The sequence below is a fragment of the Hoylesella shahii genome, from assembly GCF_937990675.1.
GTDB classification, from domain to species: domain Bacteria; phylum Bacteroidota; class Bacteroidia; order Bacteroidales; family Bacteroidaceae; genus Prevotella; species Prevotella shahii.
The window spans coordinates 1-22,171 of record NZ_CALKQY010000013.1 but is presented as its reverse complement, the minus strand read 5'-3'; the positions used below and the strand labels follow the sequence as shown (position 1 = coordinate 22,171).

Annotated in this window: 15 protein-coding genes; 6 read left to right on the top strand and 9 right to left on the bottom strand. The window is 44.5% G+C overall.

Going from position 1 to position 22,171, the window contains the following annotated elements; all coding sequences use genetic code 11:
• Positions 1-55 precede the first annotated feature (55 nt).
• Positions 56-1,150 carry a metallophosphoesterase gene (locus QME03_RS01495; RefSeq protein WP_281723243.1) on the bottom strand — a complete coding sequence of 365 codons (1,095 nt, stop codon included), beginning with the start codon at positions 1,148-1,150 and terminating at the stop codon, positions 56-58.
• 138 nt (positions 1,151-1,288) lie between these two features.
• On the opposite strand from QME03_RS01495, the gene QME03_RS01490 reads away from it, so the two are divergent.
• Both QME03_RS01490 and QME03_RS01485 read left to right on the top strand, forming a co-directional pair.
• Positions 1,289-2,749 (top strand): calycin-like domain-containing protein, encoded by a 1,461-nt coding sequence (locus QME03_RS01490; RefSeq protein WP_281723242.1) that lies wholly within the window; start codon positions 1,289-1,291, stop codon positions 2,747-2,749.
• Between the two features lie 265 nt (positions 2,750-3,014).
• Positions 3,015-4,109: an SGNH/GDSL hydrolase family protein gene (locus tag QME03_RS01485; RefSeq protein WP_410521745.1), complete on the top strand. Its 1,095-nt coding sequence runs from the start codon at positions 3,015-3,017 to the stop codon at positions 4,107-4,109.
• A 1,396-nt stretch (positions 4,110-5,505) separates the two neighbouring features.
• Here the strand turns inward: QME03_RS01485 and dnaG are convergent.
• The 6 genes from dnaG to QME03_RS01455 all read right to left on the bottom strand — a co-directional run bounded on the left by dnaG (position 5,506) and on the right by QME03_RS01455 (position 13,753).
• Positions 5,506-7,488 carry a DNA primase gene (gene dnaG, locus QME03_RS01480; protein ID WP_273262524.1) on the bottom strand — a complete coding sequence of 661 codons (1,983 nt, stop codon included), beginning with the start codon at positions 7,486-7,488 and terminating at the stop codon, positions 5,506-5,508.
• A gap of 345 nt (positions 7,489-7,833) precedes the next feature.
• On the bottom strand, positions 7,834-8,253 hold the full coding sequence (locus tag QME03_RS01475; RefSeq protein WP_273116261.1) for a SlyB protein: 420 nt from the start codon (positions 8,251-8,253) through the stop codon (positions 7,834-7,836).
• 140 nt (positions 8,254-8,393) lie between these two features.
• Positions 8,394-9,017, bottom strand: a complete 624-nt coding sequence (udk, locus tag QME03_RS01470; protein ID WP_273146838.1) for a uridine kinase — start codon at positions 9,015-9,017, stop codon at positions 8,394-8,396.
• Positions 9,018-9,086: 69 nt separating this feature from the next.
• On the bottom strand, positions 9,087-9,662 hold the full coding sequence (locus QME03_RS01465; RefSeq protein WP_025816824.1) for a uracil-DNA glycosylase family protein: 576 nt from the start codon (positions 9,660-9,662) through the stop codon (positions 9,087-9,089).
• Positions 9,663-9,709: 47 nt separating this feature from the next.
• Positions 9,710-10,762, bottom strand: coding sequence for an endonuclease/exonuclease/phosphatase family protein (locus QME03_RS01460; protein WP_281723240.1), 1,053 nt, complete (start codon positions 10,760-10,762; stop codon positions 9,710-9,712).
• A 528-nt stretch (positions 10,763-11,290) separates the two neighbouring features.
• On the bottom strand, positions 11,291-13,753 hold the full coding sequence (locus QME03_RS01455) for an outer membrane beta-barrel protein (protein WP_281723239.1): 2,463 nt from the start codon (positions 13,751-13,753) through the stop codon (positions 11,291-11,293).
• Positions 13,754-14,055: 302 nt separating this feature from the next.
• Here QME03_RS01455 and dxs point away from each other — a divergent pair, with 302 nt between their 5' ends.
• From dxs to QME03_RS01435, 4 genes are all read left to right on the top strand, one after another.
• Positions 14,056-15,939: a 1-deoxy-D-xylulose-5-phosphate synthase gene (gene dxs / locus QME03_RS01450; RefSeq protein WP_281723238.1), complete on the top strand. Its 1,884-nt coding sequence runs from the start codon at positions 14,056-14,058 to the stop codon at positions 15,937-15,939.
• The gene (gene trkA, locus QME03_RS01445) at positions 15,936-17,279 is read left to right on the top strand and encodes a Trk system potassium transporter TrkA (RefSeq protein WP_273116230.1); all 1,344 of its coding nucleotides are present in this window, start codon (positions 15,936-15,938) and stop codon (positions 17,277-17,279) included. Before dxs ends, trkA begins: the two co-directional genes overlap by 4 nt.
• A gap of 244 nt (positions 17,280-17,523) precedes the next feature.
• Complete coding sequence (locus QME03_RS01440) at positions 17,524-18,981, top strand: TrkH family potassium uptake protein (protein ID WP_281723237.1); 1,458 nt, start codon at positions 17,524-17,526, stop codon at positions 18,979-18,981.
• Positions 18,982-19,051: 70 nt separating this feature from the next.
• Positions 19,052-20,014 carry a type I phosphomannose isomerase catalytic subunit gene (locus QME03_RS01435; protein WP_281723236.1) on the top strand — a complete coding sequence of 321 codons (963 nt, stop codon included), beginning with the start codon at positions 19,052-19,054 and terminating at the stop codon, positions 20,012-20,014.
• Between the two features lie 406 nt (positions 20,015-20,420).
• Here QME03_RS01435 and QME03_RS01430 read toward each other — a convergent pair whose 3' ends face one another.
• Both QME03_RS01430 and QME03_RS01425 read right to left on the bottom strand, forming a co-directional pair.
• The gene (locus QME03_RS01430; RefSeq protein WP_281723235.1) at positions 20,421-20,801 is read right to left on the bottom strand and encodes a hypothetical protein; all 381 of its coding nucleotides are present in this window, start codon (positions 20,799-20,801) and stop codon (positions 20,421-20,423) included.
• Between the two features lie 81 nt (positions 20,802-20,882).
• Positions 20,883-21,401: a hypothetical protein gene (locus tag QME03_RS01425; protein ID WP_281723234.1), complete on the bottom strand. Its 519-nt coding sequence runs from the start codon at positions 21,399-21,401 to the stop codon at positions 20,883-20,885.
• Positions 21,402-22,171 lie beyond the last annotated feature (770 nt).

The window sequence follows — 22,171 nt, the reverse complement described above, 5'->3', positions numbered from 1 at the left end:
TTTTCCATCGTTCAGCGTCTGCCTTATCATCTCCATACAAGCAGTTATTCGATGGTTAAAAACTCTTCGTTATGGTAGCCACAAGATACTCGCTTCGTGTGCCAATTCTGAATTTTCCACCCCAAATACCCATTCCACTAGTAACAAAGTATCGCGTATTTCCCTTCGTTAGTGGGCCGTAAGCTTTCTCATACATCGCATCTTCAATCCATGAGATAGGCCAAACTTGTCCGTAATGCGTGTGCCCGCTAAGCTGAAAATCCACTCCAGCCCTTTGTGCCTCTTCCAGATGGTAGGGTTGATGGTCAAGCAAGATGGTGTATTTTTGTGGATCTGTCTTCCCCATCAACGCTTTAAGCGAAGTTCTTCGGCGGTTGGTTCTGTCGTCTCTTCCCACAATATTTAGGTCCATCACTTGCACAACGCTGTCGCGTAAGAGGTTAATTCTAGCCTCACGATAAAATCTCTCAGCCTTTTCTTCCCCACTCATATACTCGTGATTTCCCAAACAAGCATAGATAGGAGCCTTTATGCGGCGAAATTCTTCGGCCACATTCTCCTCCTCCAGTGGTCGGATGCTGATATCGATGATGTCTCCAGCAATGAGCACAAGGTCGGGGCGCTCTGCATTTATCAAGTCAACCCATCGTGCAAATTCAGCCCTGCGATTGTGATAACCCAAATGCAGGTCGGACACCATCACCACTTTCAATGCCTTACTCACATTCTTCGAAGTATTGAGGTTAAGTTCTTGGCGTTGTTTATGGTGATAATGAATATTGCCATACACAAAGACAGCCACCAACACACCCACCACGGCAAGTGTTCCTGGCCAGCTGTTATATAAAAAATGCTTTGGAACAAGGCGCGCCAATCTACCCAAATCGAGCAGAAGAAACAGCATCACGGCATACAAAAGCACAAAGATAGACGATGTGCCAAACTCGTAAATATACGTAGCACACTTAAACGGCACGATATTAAGGCCTACGCTGAAGCCAAATATCAAGGCCACAACACCCATAGAAAGCAACACTAGCAATGCTGCCCTATACCAATTATTTAGCGGAACAATGTTCCAAACATGCCAAAACACATACACATGCCCTATAATAGGGATGAGCAAAATCAATAACATTCCAAGTTTCATACTGCGAAGTTACATAAAATATGGCACATAAAACATTGAAACTTAAACAGAAAATACGCCATATCAAAAAAAATGCTTAGCTTTGCATTCTGTTTAATCGGGCGAGCCGAATGGTATTCGCCACATCAACTTAATAGTATGAAAAGATTTTTTACTTCTTTATTCGTTGCACTAGCTGCCTGCACGGCATTTGCTAAAAGCTACACAGGAAAACTTGTGGTCATGGTTAATGGTGAAACACTTAGTAACAAGACCGCTTCTATAGACGTAGACCAGCAAGGCGACGGTACTTACAAACTCTCTTTGGCCAACTTCTCCATAAATATTGGTGGCCAAGAAGTAAATGTTGGCACAATCAACATCCCTGCCACTCCCTACACTGTGGGCAATGTGCGTTTGCTGCAAGCCAATAGTCCTGTGCCCATTAACGGACTTGGCAATGTGCCCATCAACCTGATTGCTCAAGAAACAGCCGACAAGCTGAACGCCAACATCGCCATCGATTTTGGCGGAATGACCATTAAGGTGCTCTTTGGCGAAGGTTTCCAAGTGCCCAACAGCGATTTCGAGGTGTTTGGTGATAGCAAAGAGCCCAAACGCTGGCACTCTTTCCAAACCGTTACTGGCTCGTTTGCAAACTCTGCACAAGACGAATCGGCTGTTAGTAGCACCGAAAAACGTCCTGGCTCTAAGGGCAAAAGTAGCGTTTTAATTAAGTCGAGAAAGATAGACTTTTTCTTTTTCAACATTATTGCTAACGGCACATTGACGACTGGCAGACTGAATGCAGGGTCATCAAACGCTTCTAACGCCAAGAACCATTCGTTCCTCGACCTCGCCAACAACGACAAAGACACAAATGGCGACCCTTTCTACGCCGAATTGATTGGCCGTCCCGACACGCTTACATTCTGGGTGAAGTTTAAACAAGGCGTAGCCACTCCCAAAGCACCCTATGCCAGTGCCAATGCAGTAATCACCGACGGCACTCGTTACCAATTACCCGAAGACAAAACTTACACCAATAAAGTGGCCGAGGCTAGCACCAACCAGATTGCCGACACCAAAGGCACATGGTATCGCTACTCTATTCCCTTTGGTTATGGTGCCGACAACGCCTTAGAGCCCAAGGCCATCCTCGTTACTTTCTCTACCAATGCCAAGCCAGGAGAAGGCAGCGGAAGCGATGAATTGTATGTAGACGATATGGAATTGATATATAATTTTGGCATTCAGGGCATTCTTATCAAGGATAAGCTACTTCCTAACTTCAATCAAGATGTCACAGAATACAACTATTCTTTAGCCAACATCACGGCCGACGACATTAAAGTACCAACATTAGGTCAAGGCATGAAGGTGGCAAAAAAGGTTGAAAACGGCAAAGCCACCATCCTTGTTGTAAGCTGCGACTTAAGCCAATACCGCATTTACACCATCAATATTACCACTGGCATCAACAACCTGCCCAGCGTTGAAAACAACAAAGAAGCTGAAATCTACACTCTAGACGGCGTTCGCGTTAACAACACCAACCGCAAAGGCGTGTATATCATTAAAGATGCTCAAGGCAAAACACGCAAGGTGGTGAAAAATTAATCTGCAAGAAAGCATGGCGAGAATATCAACGGCATGCACAATGCTCGTTCAACTCTCTCTCGCCATCCTAAGAGCTAGGCTTTCTTGATAAACAAAAAACATTGCCTGCGGTTGTTTTAAACAGCTCCAGGCAATGTTTGTTTCAATGCATACCAAGTCAATAACCACAAAACAAATACATAACATCAATATGAACCCCATTTGCAACACCAACGCAACTTACGATAAAACAATGACAACTGTTTCTACACGCACCTTAAGCGTGATGAAAAAGAGGCTTACTGCGTTGTTCTTTATCTGGTCTGCACTAGCCACGCTCACCCTGAAAGCCGCCAACGACAATCAAATTAAGGCCACCCACAATGCCATTCAGTACATTGGGCGCGTGGAACACAACTCCACCGCGGGCACTGTGCGCTACGACTGGGTGGGAACACACCTCCGCACGAGCTTCTCGGGCACGCAAATAAGTGTACTTATCTCAGACGAAGGCGAGAGCTACCACAACGTTTTCATCGATGGCAAGTGGGTAAAGAAAATAAAGGTGAAAGGCAACACCCCTCAACGCATAGTGCTAGCAACAGGCTTGAAGGCCGTACAACACCAATTGGAACTGCAAAAGTGCACCGAAGGCGAATACGGATGCACCACGGTGCATGCCTTTATCTTGCCCAAAGGGGCGTCGCTGCATACCGTTGATGCTCCCAAACGCCTCATCGAGGTTATTGGCGACTCGTACACCTGCGGCTATGGTTCAGAAGGAAGTAAGGCCACAGAGCCTTTTAAACTTGAAACCGAAAACTGCAACAAAGCCTATGCCTGCCTGTTGGCGCGCTATTTTGATGCCGACTATGTGCTAACCGCCCACTCGGGCCGTGGCATGGTACGCAATTGGGGCGACAGTGTGCAGATTTCTAAAGGCAATATGTCGCAACGCTACCTGCAACTCTTCGACCATCATGGCACCACTCCTTACGACTTCAAAGCCTATCGCCCAAATTTAGTATTGATTAACCTGGGTACAAACGATTATTCGCCCATCATCACACCCACCATTGAACAATACGTAGGGGCTTATGTACGACTTATCGAACTGGTTAGAAAAAATTATGGCCCTGTGCCTGTTATCTGTATCCGCCCGCATTCGGCTGGCGCTTACCTTTCTGCAAGCTTTAAAGTGCTGCAACAGCGCATGGCATCGCACAAAGATGTGCATTTTGCAGAGTTTATGCCAGGGATTATCACGGTTGAAAAAGACCTTGGGTCTAACTATCATCCCAACTTGTCGGGACAACAAAAAATCTGTATGACCCTTGCACCGCTTGTTTCTGCGGTGATGGGATGGGACATTGTTAAGTAAGTTTTATTGCACATGGGGTTGTTAGGCGATAGTTGGTAAGTACAACAGCAAGAGCTTAACAACCCTTTTTCGTGTTTATCCTTGACCCATAAGCCTTATCTCTGCACTTAAACCAAATTGGTTGTTAGACCGCTTATCACCTGTTTTTAATTTGTTTTCATTGCTCCAGTGCATTTTGCCTTTGCTTGTGGGCATCTTGCCGTTATTATTCGCTGTTTATATTTAGCCCTTCGCCCCCTCTTGTTCAAATCAAACGCCAGCATATAACCCACCACTAGGCACACAACTGCACACCCTAGCAGCGCACTTACTTAAACCCAAGTTAATCCCTAAAAAGCATATAAACATCAAACAACACTTGCCACCAATTAATTGCGCGGTGAAGCACGCTACCATAACTGTAAAATATTTGTACTAAAATTTAACATTATGAGTGCCAACGGCGAGAAAATACCGAGCCTCGGGCGTATATTCTCGCGTATTTTTTAAGTTTATAACATCTTGGTTAGCAATAAGTTATAAGAAGAAATACGCAAAACACACCATTTTTAGCGCAAAAAACACCCTTAAGGTATAATTATTCGTATTATCAAATACAACTATGAAGCCTGCATCCGCAACAGGCAAATAGCTTATAAAATCGAATTTTTAGACCACTTTTCGCCTATTTCAAGTGCTATTTGCTACAAATAGCATCGCGTTTTGCTGCAAATAACCTTGCGTTTTGGTGCTAAACGCACTGCGTTTTGATGCTAAATGCACTGCGTTTTGGTGTAAAACGCAATTCGATTTTATGCATATTGCAAGTTCACTGCAAGTATTTTGTTGCATTTTCTTGTCGTTGCGGATAGAAAATTAGCGCAACTTTTCTCGAAAGAGAAATGCAAAAGCATAGTAAATGGCAAAAAACAGAGTGAGTTAGCGTCTAAATCCAGGTTATTTTTTATCCTTCAGCTGTGTTTTATATAGCTTTTACAAGGATTTCTGTTCTAGAATGAGCAAAAAGAAAATAGCCTTTTGTAAAATATATTTACCAAATTAACAAATCATCAATAGATGATTTTCAAAAAACTGTTCAAGAAAAACTTCTATGAGATACCTTGGGCGATAGGTGTTGTTTCTTGTTTTAGATTAAATCGCTATCGGTTGTGCTACCACTTATCAAAGAATACAATCCAAATCCCCCCATTAGAACTGGCACTGCCCTGAGCTAAGCCTTATGTTTCGCCCCACATGCAGCCTTTATATTAATTACCAATCTATGCCGTGGCACGTTTTTATGCGTGCTAGCAAGTATTTCACCATTTGCAAAGCCCCAACAGCCATCACCGCTTACAAGCAAAAACCCAAACTCCCTAGACCTCGCCCAAGCCTGGCAAACAGTCTTGAAGCAAGTTTAAATTAATATTTCGCTGCCCAACCTTCGCGCCAACTCGTTTCTAATCACCTGCATGTCTTTAAATTCGCCCATCAATTGCATCATCTTGTCGGGTTCGTTGGCAGCTTGAGCAATCTCAGATTGCAGCGTTTTGAGTCGATGTTCCACATAATCAAGTCGGAAATCAAGTAGCAAATGCACAGTTCGTTGGCGTAATTCCTCCTCTTTCTCCTTCTCCTTTTGTCGGATTTCTTCCTCGTCGAGCGGACGAACAGGTTCTACTTGTTTCAGTTTGAGGTATTGATAGGGGTCCATACACAGTTCGGTAGCAATTTTGCTCACCTCAATATCTTCATGGTGCACAAAAAAAGCCTCGGCCTTAAAGTTTGGTTGCAGGCTTCTTTCGGCAGCCTCTTCCAATATGCGATTAAATATTGGATGCTGAAACGCCAAGCCATCTTGCAAAAAATCGTATTGAATATATTGTGCCACGGTGAGGTTTAGCAAGTTTCCCTCTTCGTCTTCCACATTGCGCAACACAATTCTTTCGCCAAATCTCACCACCTGTTCCACCAACATTCGTTCCACCTTAGCAGCTTGTTGCAGGGGTGTAACCGTCTCAATGATGGGTTTGGGAGTGGCAAGTCCAGGCTGGTTATCGGCTCTTGCCGTTTCGGTCGACCTGTTTTCTCGGCTTTCGCGTATATATTTGTTCATGCTGTTGATGAGCGTAGCCTCGGCCACTCCCAATCGTTGAGCACAATCGTGCAGGTAAGTATCGCGCAGTATGGGGTTGGGAATAACCGAAACGCTCTGCACGATAGACGATATTGCCTCAGAACGACGTGTGGGGTCGGTAACTCCATTGAGCAAAACACGCGTTTTAAACTGAATAAAGTCTGTTTGGTTGTCGGCGATATATTGCCTAAACTCTTCCGCGTTGTGCTTTCGTGCAAAGCTGTCGGGGTCGTCTCCATCGGGAAATAGCAACACCTTAACATTCATTCCCTCGCCCAACAACATGTCAGTTCCGCGCAAAGCGGCATGAATGCCCGCCTCATCGCCATCATACAGTAGCACAATATTAGACGTAAAACGGTGCAATGTGCGTATCTGATGTATGCTAAGAGCAGTACCAGAGTTGGCCACAACGTTTTCAACCCCACACTGATGCATCGATACCACATCGGTGTAACCCTCCACCATGTACACACAATCTTCTTTGGCAATGGCTTTTTTGCCTTGAAAAATGCCATAAAGCTGTTGTTCTTTGTGGTAAATGTCCGAGTCGGGCGAGTTAACATACTTTTGTTGAACGCCTTTTGTGCGCGAGTCAAGCAGTCTTCCGCCAAACCCCACCACCTTTCCGCTCACGCCAAACCAAGGAAAGATAACACGCCCAGCAAAGCGGTCCACATAACGACCATCGTCGGTGTGATAGCAAAGCCCAGTTTTCACCAAGAAATCCACGTTGTACCCCTTGTCGGTTGCCGTGCGAGCCAGTTGCTCGCGGTCGTTAAGGTCGAAGCCCAACCTAAACTTCCGAATGATATCATCCCTAAATCCGCGACTTCTAAAATACTGCATGCCGATAGCAATGCCATCTTCATGATTGTGTAAGACCTCTTCGAAGTGGGCTGCCGCCCATTCGTTAATGATGAACATGCTTTCGCGTTCGTTCTGTTCACGTCGTTCGTCGTCGCTCAGTTCGCGTTCTTGTATCTCAATATGGTATTTGTTGGCTAGCCATCTCAATGCCTCGGGGTAAGTCATTTGTTCGTGTTCCATGATAAAGGTAACAGGATTGCCTCCCCTACCACAACCAAAGCAGTGACAAATGCCACGAGCTGGCGACACCATAAACGACGGTGTGCGCTCGTTATGAAACGGGCACAACCCCTTATAGTTCGCCCCTGCTTTACGAAGGGTTACAAATTCGGACACCACATCCACGATGTTGGCTGCCTCTTGTATTCTCTCAACGGTTGCTCTGTCTATCATGTTTTGCTCTATACTGACTACTTGCTAGTGCAATGAAGTCGCTATAACCAACTGCGAAATTATAAAAAAAGACTGAAACGGGCAAGTATGCCGGGGTAAGAGTGTACTAATAACAGGCAACAACGCACCTGTCACGCACTAAACATCGAGCCAACTTCAAGCCAAAGAAATAATATAACTGCGGTGACGCCTCACTAGTTACGCACGAATTATGAACCTAACACCCTGCCAACTACCCTGCTGTGCCTTAACCACTTGCGTAGAATACAAAAAAAACAGGGCGAGAAATGTTCTCACCCTGCCTTTTTCTATTGCAGTGCAAAAGCGTTTTAACGCCTTTATGCATTATCTTACAAATTCAACTCTTTGTTTCAGCTTATCAATTTGGATCTGAAGTTTTTCGATTTTCTTCTGCAATCCTTCTATCTTCTTTTCGCCTTTGGCAAGCTTTTTATTTATCTTAGCCACCTCTTTCAGCATTTTAACTCTATCGTTAGCAGCCTTTGCAGTGGCAGCAGCGTCTTTTGTGCTTAAGCCAGTAACCACAGAAGAGTTGGCTTCGATATTGATTTCTACAGCTCTTTTGCGTAAGCTTTCCAGCGAAGCCAATTCTTTTTCGTATTCCAACTGAGTGTTAGTAAGCTTAGTTTGCAGTTTCAACGCCTTTTGTTGGTTCTTCAAGTCGTTGATTTGTCTGTTATCACCTGCAAAAACTGTTACCCCCAATGTAAGCATCAACAAGGATGCAAGTATAAATCTCATCATAGCTTAACTTGTTTTTAATTATAACTTCGTTTTCTCTAATACGTGACAAAGATACAATAAAAGAACAGAAATTGCAAAAAATAGCACCAAAAAGTTTTACTTTTGCTATTTTCTTGACCTATAGCAATAATACCGCCACGCTATTCCAACGGTACAAGCCCCTCAATATAGCGACACAAAATGCCAATACCCTTTTCGTTTTCACCACCTTGAGGTATAATTAGGTCGGCATAGCGTTTAGTGGGTTCGATAAACTGTTCGTGCATGGGCTTAAGCACCTCCAAATAGCGATCTACGACCATCGAAACCGTTCGTCCGCGGTCGATGGTATCGCGTTGAATATTGCGTATCAATCGTTCGTCGGGGTCGGTGTCAACAAATATTTTCAGGTCCATGATGTCGCGCAGCTTCTTATTCAGCAAAGTCATAATGCCCTCAATGATAATCACAGGCTTAGGTTCAACATGTATTGTTTCTTTTAAGCGGTTGCAAAGCAGATACGAATAAGTGGGCTGTTCGATTGCCACACCGTTGCGCAAATCGTTTACATGCTTTGTAAGCAGTTTCCAATCAAAAGCGTCGGGATGGTCGAAGTTGATGGCATGTCGTTCTTCATCTGTCATTTCCGACGTGTCGTTGTAATACGAATCGAGTGGCACCACAGCCACATAATGTGGAGGTAAGGCCTCTGCAATCTTTTTAACCACCGTTGTTTTGCCAGAACCAGTTCCGCCGGCAATACCTATTACCGTTGTCTTTTGCATCTTGTGATATATTATATGTGTGGATGTTGTATTTTGTTTTATTGTTATCGTGCTTATTATCAAGGCGAGTTATAGAGTTTCGTCGAACATAGCACGATAAAATTGAGCCTTCTTTTCAACCTTTAGTGGATAGGCTCTCGACGAACTTGGCATGCGATAGAGCCGCATTTGGCGGCCATCGGGTTGGAAGATAAAGGGCACATAAGTCCCCACCTTGGGTTGTTGGGCAATGTTGAAGTGTGCTCTAAGCACATCGGCAGCCAACTGTCCTGTCACCACAACGTTTGTACAATCGGGTACTTTCAGCAAAAGGGCATCAAGATCTGTGGGTTCTATCACCTCCAAATCTTTATCGGCAGCAGTGCCCGTGGTACGATTAACAGCTGTAGCCGTATCGTATAGACCCACTCCCTTTACTGTTAAGAAGGCTTTAAGCTCATCTAGTTTGAACGTTTTGTTGGCCTCGTCAACAAAATGAGCTTTATCATCGAAGAACGCTAAGCCAAAGATGCGCCACATATCGTTGATGAAATTGGGATAGAAAAAGTTCATACTCCACCGCTTTTGCGAGGGAGGGAAACTGCCCAACATTAGTATTTTGCAACCGTTGGGCAAGAATGGTTCTAGAGGATGGCGTTCTATCATCGTTGTTGAATGACGAGTGTAACCCGCAGAAGCGCGTCACAACCCTGTTATTGTTTCTCTTTCACCAAATAAACCACCACGGGAAGGTGATCGCTAAAGCCATCGAGCCACACGCCACCAGCAGTGGTTCGCTTAGGCATTCCCTTATACTTGCCTTCGGTTTGGAAAAGATAGTCGCGCTTAAAAATCTGGTTTTTCCAATATTTAAGCGAAGAATAGTCTTTCGAGCCATTGGCGTTGAGCAGGTTTTTAGATAGCAGAATTTGGTCGAAAAGGTTCCATGAGCCTTGGTACTGCAAGGTTCCAGCGCCCTCTTTTGCTAGCACGTTGTACCAAGGATTATACATATCGCCCTCGCCCACTTCGTTGATGTTGGCCTTACCTCTTAATGCTTCGCTCATACTTTTGTCTATTGGGTCGTCGTTCATGTCGCCCATAACTAGCACTTTGCAATCTTTATCTTCGCGTTGAAGCGAGTCGCGAATGGCCAACACCTGCTTAGCGCCCTGCTCACGATAGAACGAATCGCTAAACCTACTAGGGAGATGGCACACCACCACTGTTACATGTTCGCCTGCCAGCGTGCCACTCACAGTGAGAAAACCACGAGTATAGAAGGCGCTATCTTTCTCTAAAGTTTGCACATAGGGTACAAGTTTTACATTTCGCACTTCGAAAAGGGCGGGATTATAAAGCAATGCGCAATCAATTCCGCGCCTGTCGGGTCCTTCTACATGGCAAAACTTATATCCGCGAGTAGCTAAGGCAGGTTGAGCAGTGAGGTCGTTGAGCACTTTTGTATTCTCCACCTCAGACAATCCAATGATAGCACAGCCCACACCAGGCAACACATCGGTACCCATATCGGCCAACACGCGTGCCATATTGTGCAGTTTGTGAGTGTATTTCAGGCCATTCCACTTGTACGAACCATTTGGAAGGAAGTCGTAATCGCGCTTACCCTCATCGTGGCAAGTGTCAAAAAGGTTCTCTTGATTGTAAAATCCAGCGGCATAGACCGCGAATTTCTTTTGTGCCGCTGCCGTTAAGGATAGCACTATAAAGGCTGCCAGGGCGAGCGTTTTTTTAAAATAGCTCATGTTTTTATGTAATGTTGTTGTTATTCTTTTCTTTCTATGTGTGCATCTTGTGTTAAAACAAGGCCTAAGGTGGCAGTTGGCTGCACAACAAAGCATGTTTGTGCGCTTATTGATGGTGAGCACTCTGTTTGCAATTGGGTTATCTTTGCACGTTTATTTGGCAGTAAGTCACCACAATTGTTTAAGAAATAAGCAAAACCAAAACAGATAAAGCACCTAAAACCCCAAGAAAGATTCTCAGAATCGGCCTTTATTTAATTTGCAAATATCGTCATTTTATTTCAAAAACAAAAGTTCTATCCCGCATTTTAACGTGCAAAAGTTTGGTTGGGAAGGTTATTTTGTGTCGTTTATCATGGCTGATAACGAGTCATTGGCTTGCAATCGCAACGCATTTCGGCTCTATCACACCACCGCCATCCACAAAACAGCATAACACGATAAAGATTTATCAACACAAATTGGCCAAACCTGCAAAGCCATCTATCACCATCCCCTTTGCAACAATGGTGTAAAGGGCGCAATTGGTTAGCCACGGTTCTCCTTTTTCTTGATATTAAGCTGATAGCTAAACGACAAAAGCACGTAGCTTTTAATCACGGGGTTATAGCTTTCGCTAAACCCTGTGGCCGAAGCGTTGCGATGTAGGCTTTGTCTTCGGTTTAGAATATCGTTCCAACTAAGGGTTACCGTAGCCTGTTTTTCGCGTAAAAAGCTCCAAGCCAGGGCCATATTCCACAGCCATTGGTCGGCATCACTATTGGTCATTGTGCCTCGATGCAGGTAACAAGAGGCGTCGGTAGACAGCTCTAAATTATAAGGTAGGTCGGCCATAGCATTGAGGTTAAAAACAAAGTCGTGGTTTTGGGTGCGCGTTTGGGTGTCGTCGTTGTGCGAAAAGCGCGGTTGCCATCGTGCGCCCATGGTTATATCGCCCCATTTGGGAACAAATCCACAGTGCAAAGCCATTTCCCCTTCACGCATTTTTGTAATACTCTTGTTCACTTCGGTCGCTGTAGCATCGTCGTTTAGCAGCACTTCGTGTCGCCACGACATGGAACAATCAAGCCCCAAGTTCCATAATCCCATTTGTTTATACCAGGCCATATTGGTGCTAAGGCTGTTGTTACCATTGATATTAACTTGTTTGTAATGCCTAGCACCAGTCTTTCGGTCGAGCTTCATCTCTTCAGCGAAATCATTCAGCGCTGTTTGATAGTTCAGGCGGAGCGTAAGTCCCAGACGTTCGTGTTCCCATTCCAGCCCAAACAAGTTGTTAAACGTGGGCTTAAGGTTAGGATTGCCCTCTCGAATAGCCAAAGGGTCGGTGGTGTTTCTAAACGCCAGCAACATTTCAGCACTGGGTTGCGAGGTGTATCCAGTGTAATCAAGTCGCACATTCATGCCCTTAGCCCGCCATCTAATATTAGCCATGGGTCTGAAGTCGGCGTGTCGCAACGTGGTATCTCGTGTTTCTCCATTATATCTTTGATGAAATCGTTTGCGTTGAGGCTGCAAAGTGAGTCCACCATTGGCCCTTATTTGTTCGCTATCATAGCTCAATGTAAGTTTCACTTCTTGCCCCAAAGAATTGAGTCGGCTTTCATTACTCAAGCTATCCACCCACATTCCGTTCGTTCGAGCCTTATCGTAGGTGTCTTGTTTGCGATGATTATTAGACATAACAACACCCCAACCAGCTTGCAAGCGTACTTTTTTGCCCAAAGGTTGTGTAAGAAGTGCCGAGAGAGACGTATGTTTCGACTGTGTGGGCGAAAGCTGTTGCAAGTTCCGAAGCTGCAAAGAGTCGGTTCCGGCGTTGTTCCTCAGTTGTCGATAATGTGTTGTACTATTAGAATTACTAGTGCTTCCAGAGTTATTAGCATCCATTCGAGCCACAATACTCAATGCCGTTCCCCCTTCAGAAAAGGAGTGCGTGAAGTCGGCAGATACACTAAAGCTATTGGAATGGTTTCTAGAGAGTGAGCGTTCGTAACCCACGGTTACGGTGTCGATGCGTGCGCGCTTATCAAAGAGTTGAGTTTCGCTTTGGCTGTCGCTCTTTCCACCAGTGATATTTCCCGAGAGGTTTACATTAAGTTGTGTTCTTTTAGATAGCTCATAGTTAGAAGAAGCCCACAATGTGCCATTGGTGTTTCGCCCATGCATATTATTAGCGGCGGCTTCGGCTCGAGTTCCAGTAGTGAGATATTCTTCGTTGTAACTTGTTCCTTTCATTTCATGATGAAAATCCATGAGCGAAACACTACCATTAATCTTCAGTTTCTTGCCCAAATGTTTTGTTCCGTCTATCGAAAACATATTGGTATAATTGCCATTTCCGGCAGTGGTGCTCTCCAAATTGCTACTTGCAGCGCCCAACGACATGCTTTCACCATTTGAACGCAGCCAATTGAGCAGCGCACTGTCGTTGCGTCGTCCCTGAGTTCCATGTTCAGCCTTCACATTTGTAGTAACAGCGCCGTTAAATTCGGCTTTTGTCTGGATGTCTAATGTTAGTTCCTGTAAACCATCGGTAACACCTGTGGCTTTCTCCAATGTAGAAAGCAAGTCGTAGATTTTGAGTTGCGACACAGCTTCGGCAGGCATAGCGGCCAAAGCTCGCGCAATGTTATTGCCCATGAATGTAGAACCGTTAAGATTAATCTTAACAAGTGGTTTTCCATTATAGGTAAGTCTACCCGTAACACGGTCGTAGCGCATGCCTGGAACCTTACGCAACAAGTACTCCAAACTTCCCCCGCGCTTGGTATGCAGCGAACCAACGTTGAGAAAAGTGGTGTCTTTTCTTATCTGAACCAGCTTTCTTCTAGCCACCACAAGCACTTCGCCAAGGTCTTTTCCTTGACGTAACGTATCTGCAGAGCAAGCCAAATTGCGTGCGTTATTCAATGCAACAACACGTGTAGGCCATGCAAGAAGGACCAACAAAGCGGTGGCCATACAGATAAGGTATGAACTTATGCGCATAATCTTAATTTTATTCTAGTAGCAAGGCTTTAAAAAGTAAGCCCTTGCAAAGGTAATTCTCTCTCCTGTTTCTTGCAACAAAAAAGCCATTTATTTTACAAAAATTGCTTCAATTCTAACCTTTTAAACAGCAACAACGAAGGAAACACCAACAAAAGCACGTTTACAAGAAGCCAAACACAAACCCAACTAAAAACGAGCCCTACGTAAAAAAAACCAAAAGGCAGTCGAAATATGAATGTAGCGTTACAGATATTCGATTAAAAGCCGTACCTTTGTAGCCTAATTGAACAAGATGTATTGTGGGAGAAAACAGTTTCGAACTATTAGATAAGATAAAATACCCAGAGGACTTGCGCAAACTAGACGTTGAGCAACTGCCACAACTGTGCCAAGAACTACGCCAAGACATCATCGAAGAGGTATCGGTGAACCCTGGACACTTCGCTTCAAGTCTAGGAGTAGTTGAACTCACCGTTGCGCTTCATTACGTCTACAACACGCCCGAAGACCGAATTGTATGGGATGTGGGCCATCAGGCATACGCCCATAAGTTGCTTACGGGAAGGCGAGAGCAATTTTTCACCAACCGAAAGTTGGGTGGTATACGTCCTTTCCCCACTCCATTAGAGAGCCATTTCGACACATTTGCGTGCGGACATGCCTCAAACTCCATCTCGGCTGCACTTGGAATGGCTGTAGCAGCTAAGTTAAAAGGCGAACAGCGACATGTTGTGGCTGTTATTGGCGATGGTGCTATGAGTGGCGGACTGGCTTTCGAGGGACTAAACAACGCTTCATCTACCAACAACGACTTGCTTATCGTACTTAACGACAACGACATGAGCATAGACAGAGCTGTGGGTGGCATGGAGAAATACTTGCTTAACCTCGACACAAACGAAACCTACAACCGCCTAAGATTTAAAGCCGCACAGTGGCTACACGCCAAAGGCTGGCTCGACGACGACCGCAAGAAGGGTATTTTGCGACTGAACAATGCCTTGAAATCGGCCCTGAGCCACCAACAAAATATTTTTGAGGGCATGAATATTCGCTACTTCGGCCCTTTCGACGGCAACGACGTTACCGAAGTGGTGAAAAAACTAAAACAACTGAAACTGCTACGTGGTCCTAAGCTGCTTCACCTGCACACGATTAAGGGCAAAGGCTATAAGCCCGCCGAAGAGTCGGCCACCATTTGGCACGCTCCAGGCAAGTTCAACCCTGCAACTGGCGAACGACATGTGAGCAATAACACTGGTGAACCACCCAGATACCAAGACGTTTTTGGCGAAACATTGGTGGAACTGGCACAAGCCAACCCCAAAATTGTGGGCGTTACGCCTGCCATGCCCACAGGTTGCTCGCTCAACATCATGATGAAAGCCATGCCCAACCGTGCTTTCGACGTGGGCATTGCCGAAGGACACGCCGTAACCTTCTCTGCTGGCATGGCTAAAGATGGACTAATGCCCTTCTGCAACATATATAGTTCGTTTTCGCAACGTGCTTACGACAACATTATACACGATGCTGCATTGCTAAACTTACCCATGGTGCTCTGCCTAGACCGCGCTGGACTGGTGGGCGAAGATGGCCCAACACACCATGGTGCGTTTGACATAGCTGCTCTGCGCGCTGTGCCTAACCTCACCATTGCATCGCCTATGGACGAACACGAACTGCGAAACCTGATGTACACCGCGCAATTACCCAACAAAGGTACGTTTGTAATACGCTATCCTCGAGGCAACGGCGTACATGCCGAATGGCGAACGCCCATGAAAGAGGTGGCCGTGGGCACTGGCCGATGCCTGAGAGAAGGCACCGAACTGGCCATCATAAGCTTTGGCCCAATAGGTAACGAAGTGGTAAAAGTGCTTGATGAGATGCCAACAACAAAAAGCGTAGCCCACTACGACCTGCGTTTTGTAAAACCACTAGACGAAAATATGATACAAGAAATTGGTAACAGGTTTAAGAAAATCATCACAATTGAAGACGGTGTACGCAATGGCGGCATGGGTTCTGCTGTGCTGGAATGGCTTAACGACCACAAGTTTTACCCACAAATGATACGAATGGGCCTACCCGATGCCTTTGTTGAACATGGATCTGTGGCTCAACTGAGACAATTAGTAGGTCTTGACGCCGACTCGATAAGAAAGGAGATAGAAGCATGAAAATAATCATTGCCGGTGCTTACGACATCGGAATATACTTGGCAACACTGCTGTCGCATAGCCACGAAGACATCACCCTCATTGATGAAGACGAAGAACGACTGGATAGAATGGGCGCAGAAGCCGACATCCTATCGCTGCAAGCATCGCCTAGCAGCGTGAAAGCACTTAAAGATGCAGGTACACAACACGCCAACTTGTTTATCGCCGTAACGCCCGACCAACACCTGAACCTCAACATCTGCATGATTGCAAAAGAACTGGGGGCAAAAAAAACGGTGGCTAAGATAGATGATGTGCAACTTACCGAACCTGGTGTGGCCGAACTATTCGAACGTTTGGGCGTTAGTTCGCTCATCGTTCCCGAGATTCTGGCTGCTACCGACATCATCAACGGACTGAAAATGTCGTGGGTGCGCCAACGTTGGGACGTGCACAATGGTGCACTTGTGATGCTAGGCATCAAACTACGAGAGGGCTGCGAAATACTTAACCAACCCCTAAAACAACTCTGCGGACCAGACGACCCCTATCATGTGGTGGCCATCAAACGCGGATACGAAACCATTATCCCTGGAGGTAACGACGAACTGAAACTCTACGACCTGGCCTATTTCATGACTACCAGGCAATACATACCCTACATTCGCAAGATTGTAGGCAAAGAACATTATGTTGATGTAAAGAATGTGCTGTTCATGGGCGGCGGAAGCACCTGTATAAGGGCGGTTAAAAACCTACCTAGCTACATGGAAGCGAAGATTATAGAGAAAAGCGAAGAACGTTGCGAGGTGCTTAACAACGAACTAGATGAAAACAAGGCCCTAGTGATACATGGCGACGGGCGCGACATTCAGCTGCTTAACGAAGAGGGAATTATGAACACCCAGGCCTTTGTGGCACTTACAAGAAACACCGAAACCAACATCCTCGCTTGCCTAACTGCTAAACGAATGGGCGTGAGAAAAACCGTTGCCATGGTTGAAAACATGGACTATGTGAGCATGGCAGACAGTTTGGACATTGGCACTATCGTTAATAAGAAAGATATTGCAGCAAGCCACATCTACCAAATGATGCTTGATGCAGACGTGTGCAATGTGCGTTTTCTTACCATGGCTAATGCCGACGTGGCCGAATTTACGGCTCAAAGCGGTTCGAAGGTAACAAAGAAACGTGTATACGAACTGGGATTGCCCAAGGGAGTAACTATCGGCGGACTTGTTCGAAATGGTGTTGGCGTGCTTGTTTCGGGTGGAACACAGATTGAAGCAGGCGACAGCGTGATGGTGTTTTGCCATAACACCAATATGCAACAGATTGGAAAGTTCTTCAACTAAATACGCAAAATGCTACACAAACTCACTTGCTTGCACAAAAAAAACGGGGTGCTGCCAAAATTTCTTTGTATACGGGGTACACCTTATTATATAAAGAGCAAGATTAAAGGCTGCTATACAACGACAACAAATGTCCTTAACAGCCTAAAAGAACAAAAAAACAAAACAATAAACGAACAAATAAAAACGCCCACAAAGCAAATACCCCCTCTAGCCTTAGAGAAGGGGTTGGGGTGAGGCTCCTATGATAAACTATCGCACCATATATAAAGTCATCGGGTCGCTGCTTTTCATCGAAGCAGCCTTGATGTTATCGTGTCTGGCGATGGCCATTTACTACGCGGAAGACGATGTCTTGGCCTTCCTTGTATCTATTATCGCCACCTTATTTTTTGGACTTACATTTCGTTTTCTGGGTAGAAACTCAGACAACACCATGGGAAGGCGCGATGCCTGTTTGGTGGTGAGCCTCTCATGGGCTATCTTTAGCGCCATCGGCACCATGCCTTTCATGATAGGCGGATATCTACACAGCTTCACCGATGCCTACTTTGAAACCATGTCGGGCTTCACAACAACTGGCGCAACCATCATCGACGATGTAGAAATTCTACCCCACGGCATCATTTTTTGGCGTTCGCTCACCCAGTGGATTGGTGGTTTGGGTATCGTGTTCTTCACCATCGCCCTGCTACCATCGCTCGTTGGTGGGTCGGTAAAAGTGTTTTCGGCCGAAGCTACAGGCCCCATAAAAAGTAAGTTGCACCCCAAACTCAGTACCAGTGCCAAAGCTATTTGGGCAGTTTACCTCACCTTATCGGTGGCCTGCACGCTTTGTTACAAGTTCTTAGGCATGGGCTGGTACGACAGTCTTAATTATTCCATGACCTCTTTGGCCACAGGAGGCTTCTCAACCCACAACTCCAGTGTGGAGTTTTTCCACTCGCCTACCATCGAATATGCTGTTACATTCTTCTGTTTCATCTCTGGTGTGAACTTTACCTTGCTATATTTCACAGCCACCAAACTAAAAGTTCGCCAACTGTTGCGCAATTCAGAGTTCAAACTCTATCTTTGGTTAGTGTTAAGTTTCACGGCCTTCATCATGGTCGAACTTATCATCCGCAACCAATACGAATTGGAAAAAGCTTTTCGCGTGGCCATCTTCCAAGTGGTATCGTTCATCACCACCACTGGACTTTTTAGCGACGATGCAGCCCGTTGGCCACATGTAACATGGGTGGTGTTGGCCGTCTGTATGTTCATTGGTGCTTGTTCGGGTAGCACGAGTGGCGGTTTTAAGTGCATTCGTGCGGTAATGTTGCTCAAGATTATACGCAACGAGTTTAAACAACTGCTACACCCCAACGCTGTTTTACCACTAAAGATTGACGGGGTAAACGTCTCTACGCAGAAACGTGTAACACTTTTGGCCTTTCTCACCGTAACATTGGTGATGTGCTTGTTCTGTGCATTCTCTATGATTGCTGCAGGAATAGACAACACCAATGCCATCACCATCACACTTAGTGCACTGAGCAACGTTGGACCAACACTGGGAATAGAGATTGGCCCAACCATGTCGTGGGCGCAACTGCCCGATCTGGCCAAGTGGCTTTGCTCTATCTTGATGCTCATGGGGCGTTTAGAGATATTCACTGTGCTAGTGATCTTCACCCCAGCATTCTGGAACGACAGATAGTTTTTTGAGAAGTTAAGGAGTTAACTCAATAAAAAACTCATAAACTCGTAAACTCATAAACTCAAATAACATGCAACCACTAAAATTTAAACCCTTATTAAAGCAAACCATTTGGGGCGGAAACAAAATCGTGTCCTTCAAACATCTCGATTCAAACCTGCAAAATGTAGGCGAAAGTTGGGAAATATCGGGCGTCCCTGGCGATGAAACCATCGTTGCAAATGGAGAATACGAAGGCAAAAGCCTAAACGAAGTGCTGAAAGAACTGCAAGGAAAGTTGGTGGGCGAAAAGAACTATGCACGCTTTGGCAACGAATTTCCACTGCTCATTAAATTCATCGATGCCAACGACGACCTCTCTATTCAGGTGCATCCCACCGACGAACTGGCACAAAAACGCGGTAAAAGTCGTGGCAAAACAGAAATGTGGTATTTGATGGAGTCGGACCCTAAGGCTTACCTTAACTGCGGAATGAAAACCGCCATCACACCTCAACAATACAAAGAGATGGTAGCTAACAACACCATTTGCGACGCCATCAGCAACTATAACGTAAAACGTGGCGACAGCTTCTTTATACCTGCAGGACGTATTCATAGCATTGGTAAGGGCTGTTTCATACTAGAGATACAGCAAACTTCGGATGTAACCTACCGCATCTACGACTTTAACCGTAAGGATAAAGACGGAAACACACGCGAACTACATACTGAAGAGGCTGCCGAATGCATCAACTACACAGTGGAAGAGAACTATCGCACCAACTATGTGCCCGCTAAAAATATGGGCGTAAACCTCGCCACCTGTCCGTTCTTCACCACCAACCTCTACGATTTGGACAAACCAATAACCATCGACCTTTCGCAACTCGATAGTTTCGTTATTCTTATCTGCACAAATGGTAAGGGAACTATTACTGATAACGAAGGTAACACGGTGGAAATGCAAACAGGTGACTCGATTCTTGTTCCGGCTACCACACAAAACGTGAAGGTGGAAGGCGTTATCGAGTTGGTACAAACCTACGTTTAATCCTGCCGCTAACATTACTGCCTTGGCCCTTCTGCACCTTTTCATTTCATGTTTTGGTGCAAGTTGCTACACGACCGCTTTTTCCAGCTACGCTCGAAAAAGCGGTCGCGATACCACTCAGCGGCAAGACCATCATCAGCATTCTATTTCTTATTGACATAATGTTTTTAGTTGTAATGCAAGCTTGTATCGCAAATAAAGTATTGGAAAAGATGAAAATTAGCTTTGTCTTCGTTGCCTTAATCGGGCTTACTTTTAATGTTATACCCCAAAAGAAATAGTATTGGCAATAATATCATGAAACAAAGGATACGTGTCTTCTTAAATCTACCTTCCACAATGATGCCAGGATTATTATAAAAAAGCGCAATCATTCCTATCAACATTCAGGGATTAAACAAATTTATCAAGTATCAGGAATGTACACTCTAAGATACTTGCCCGTATAACAGTAATACCTATGCTTAACGATTACCGTGTTATATACATGTCTTTTATTCCCACCTTCCTTATCTATTACTACTTTCTTTCCAACATATATTTCTCTCCTTTTGATTATATAAACATAATCTCTCATCAAACTATCCTTTTCCACTTCCGAAGACGTAAATAACAAAAGACCCTCACTTTTATAAATTCCTACATTTTGGAGCGTTCCCTTTCTATACTCTTCATATAAGAAAGGCATGTAATACTTCCCTCTCCACTTCATTCTCTCGTCAGAGTAATGATAATCAGAAGAAACAAGCCTATAACTTATCACTCGAAAGTTCTCAAGCCTTTTCATAGCAGAGCCTTTTGCACAAATAAGACTCATCAAAAGCACTAAATAATATAAGTTCATATACTAAAAGATTACTATTATTACCTATCTAAAACCATCGCTATTACCATCATACTCCAACATTCTTTCAAAAATCATTCGCAGGTCTTCAACAAACTTTAACCCCAACCGTTGGTCGCATTTTAATAATTCAGGAAAGAAATGGTATTCATTTTTTCCTTGTTTTAAAATTCTTATCACATACTCATTCTTTGTTACACAACCACAGCGGCTCCAATCAGGTTTCTCTAACCTACTCAGGTTTATTACTGTTAGATAATGCAGCAAGTTTACTATTTCCTGGTCGTTAACTTTCCTTCTTTTCTTATGCGTTAAATCATCAACAGCCAATAACAAACTATCATTAGCATAATAATAAACACGATCATGTTCCAACGATATGGCTGTAATTGAATTATAACACAACTCGCCATACGTAATTCTATAAACATAGATGTTCGCATTCGCATCTATGACCCAATTTCTTCTTACATATTGATGATAGCAAGAGGTTAGAAGTAGCCCCATAGCCAACATGGTAAAACAGAATATTTTGTTAATCATTATATTATATTTCCTTCTTCTCCTTTTGAACTCGCAGTTTTATTGGGCGTAATCGTCGGCCCTATCGTATTGCAAACCTAGATTAGCACTGCCTGCAGGTACGAATATTGGACAAATTTACATAAAAATCGCGATTGATAAGCCTATGCAGGTAAAATTTTATCGGTTTTATAAAGGATAGGTACAACAAAATTTGAATCCCTTACCCATCCATCAGCAACAAAATGCGATTATGTTTTAACTATATCTACTGAAAAGACATTGAGTGATTGCTTTATAAACCCAAGACATGATTTAACTTATCAACTCGTAAACAGGTGTTCTGTTAACTCGTGAACTGGTGTTCTTGTTAACTCACCAACTCGTAAACTTGTTAACCCGTCAACTTGTCAACTGCCCATCTAACCTCCTTATCACCTCGTCCATCCACCAGTTTTTGTCTATTTTTCAGTAAGAATTTTAACATTATGAGTGCCCTTGTAATCCACCAAACGTCCACCCGACCGCAAAAAATCGATTCTTGCGAAGGTTTGTTCTGATGCAAAAAGGGGTTAGTGGTAAATGCAAGCAAAATGAATACACATTGCATAAAACCACAATTGGCGCCAAACTTTGAGCTATTTGTTGCTAAATAAAGTGCATTTTGGTGCTAAACGCAGTGTATTTTGGTGCTAAACGCAGTGCGTTTTGGTGCTAAACGCAGTGCGTTTTGGTGCTAAATGCAAGGCGTTTTGGTACAAAATGCAAGGCAAAATGCTGCTAAATGCAAG